The following is a 1,961-nucleotide window of genomic DNA, read 5'->3' on the forward strand; positions in this document are numbered from 1 at the left end:
CCTGCGCCTTCCCCGTCCCTTACCGGCCACGCCAGTCGAGACACACCACGAGCGCGTCGTCGTCAGGGGTGGATCTGCCTCGGTGGCCCGTCAGTTCGCGCAGGATGGCCCGGGGCACCTCGGCGGCCGGCAGCAGCCGGGTCGACTGGATCGCCCGGGCCAGGGCGGCGTCCCCGTAGGTCTCGCCGCCCGGGGAGGCGACGTCGTAGACCCCGTCGCTGACGAAGACCAGCCGGTCGCCCGGCTCGACCCGGAACTCCTGGATCACGTAGTCGGTCTCCTCGAACATGCCGAGCGGCAGCTGGGCGTCGAAGGGCACCCGCTCGACCGCGCCCCGGCGTAGCCGCAGCATCTGCGGCGACCCGGCGTCCACCGCGCGGACCCGGCCGGTGGCGAGGTCGAAGTCGAGCATGAGCACGGAGAGGTAGCAGCGGCCCCGGTAGTGGGCGTACACCGCCTGGTCGGCCAGGGCCGCCTGGTCGTCGATGGACAGCCCGGCCCGGCGCGCGTTGCGCAGGGCGTTGATCGCCAGGTTCGTCAGCAGGGAGGCCTCGATGCCCTCGCCCATGCCGTTGGTGACGTAGAGACTGAGTCGGTCGGCCGAGGCGGACCAGTCGAAGTTGTCGCCGAAGATCGCGTACGCCGGTTCCAGCTGAGCGCCCAGCTCGTACTCGGGGCGGGTGCAGGAGCGGCCCGGCAGGAGCTGCCACTGCATCTCGGCGGCCAGCGTGAGCCGGTCCCGGCGGCGCGCCTGGAGATACAGGTCGGTGTCACGCTCGGCCACGTAGACCTCGTGCCCGAGCACCTCGGCGATCTCGGCCAGCTCGCCCAGGCAGCCCTCGGTGTGCTCCGCCCCCGGCAGGGTGACGGTCAGCACGCCCAGGCGGTCACCGCGCACGGTGACGGGCAGGTGCGCCCGTACGAGGCCGCCCGGGAGGGCCTCCACGTGCGGTTCCTGTGCGCCGAAGGCCCGGCCCGCCGTGCTGTTGTGCACGGACACCGGCTGGAGGGTCTGCGGCAGCACGGACACGGGCTGAAGCACCGTCAGTCCGTAGTCGGCCAGGAAAAGCTCGACGGAGTCCGCCGCGTACTGATCGGTCAGTACACGACGGACCGCGTCCAGCAGTTGATGGGGCGCCGCCGTGCGCAGGGCGCGCTCGGCGGCCACGAATCTGTTCGTGATCGTGGTCACGGTGGTCTGTTCACCATCCTCGGTGGGACGCCTGCGCGTCCTCGGAAGCGGTCCTTGTCCACGGGCGCCCGGGAAGCGGTCCCGGGCGGCTCAGCTCGCGCCTAGTACGCTGACGGCCATCCCGGTGCCTGCGAGAGTGTGACTGTGACTTCCCTCCGACCACCCCGCCCTGAGCCCGCAGAGGTCGCCCGTGTGACCTCCACGGCTGCGGAGTTGCTGGAAGTCCTCTGGGGCCGGGCCTCGACCGCGCCGGCCTCCGCGTCCCAGCTGCGGGTGCTGCTCATGCTCGAACACCACGAGGGCATCAACCTGCGGACGCTCGCCGACTCCCTCGCCTCCACACCGCCCTCGACCAGCCGGCTGTGCGACCGGCTGCAGGCGACCGGGTTCGTCGAGCGGGAGGTGAGCCCGGCCGACCGGCGCGAGGTCCGCCTGCACCTCAGCGGCCGGGGCCGCGCCTTCCTGGCCGACCTGCGCACGCGCCGGGAGGAGGCGCTGCGTGCGGTGCTCGACCAGATGCCCACGGCGAAGCGGGTCGCGCTGCTGCAGGGGCTGGAGGCGTTCTGCGACGCGGCGGCGGCCCAGATACACGACGACTCCGAAGACTCCCGCTCGTCCGGCACCCAGACTGCCTGAAATTCCCGCCGTCGCACGGAGTCGGCCCTTCCGGTCCCTTCCCGCGCACGTTCGGCACGCCTAGGCTGCTGCCCTCCACCTATAGTTGTCAAACGACAACTGTCAGCTCCGCGAGCCTCGAGACCTTCTCTCC

At 71.9% G+C, this 1,961-nt stretch carries 2 protein-coding genes; one reads left to right on the top strand and one right to left on the bottom strand.

All coding sequences use genetic code 11. The features are described from left to right. Window positions 1–19 precede the first annotated feature (19 nt). Complete coding sequence (locus C1J00_RS42645) at window positions 20–1,192, bottom strand: PP2C family protein-serine/threonine phosphatase (protein ID WP_439333486.1); 1,173 nt, start codon at window positions 1,190–1,192, stop codon at window positions 20–22. Window positions 1,193–1,330: 138 nt separating this feature from the next. On the opposite strand from C1J00_RS42645, the gene C1J00_RS42650 reads away from it, so the two are divergent. Further along, complete coding sequence (locus C1J00_RS42650; protein WP_180989912.1) at window positions 1,331–1,828, top strand: MarR family transcriptional regulator; 498 nt, start codon at window positions 1,331–1,333, stop codon at window positions 1,826–1,828. Window positions 1,829–1,961 lie beyond the last annotated feature (133 nt).

The organism is Streptomyces cahuitamycinicus, assembly GCF_002891435.1.
Lineage (GTDB): Bacteria > Actinomycetota > Actinomycetes > Streptomycetales > Streptomycetaceae > Streptomyces > Streptomyces cahuitamycinicus.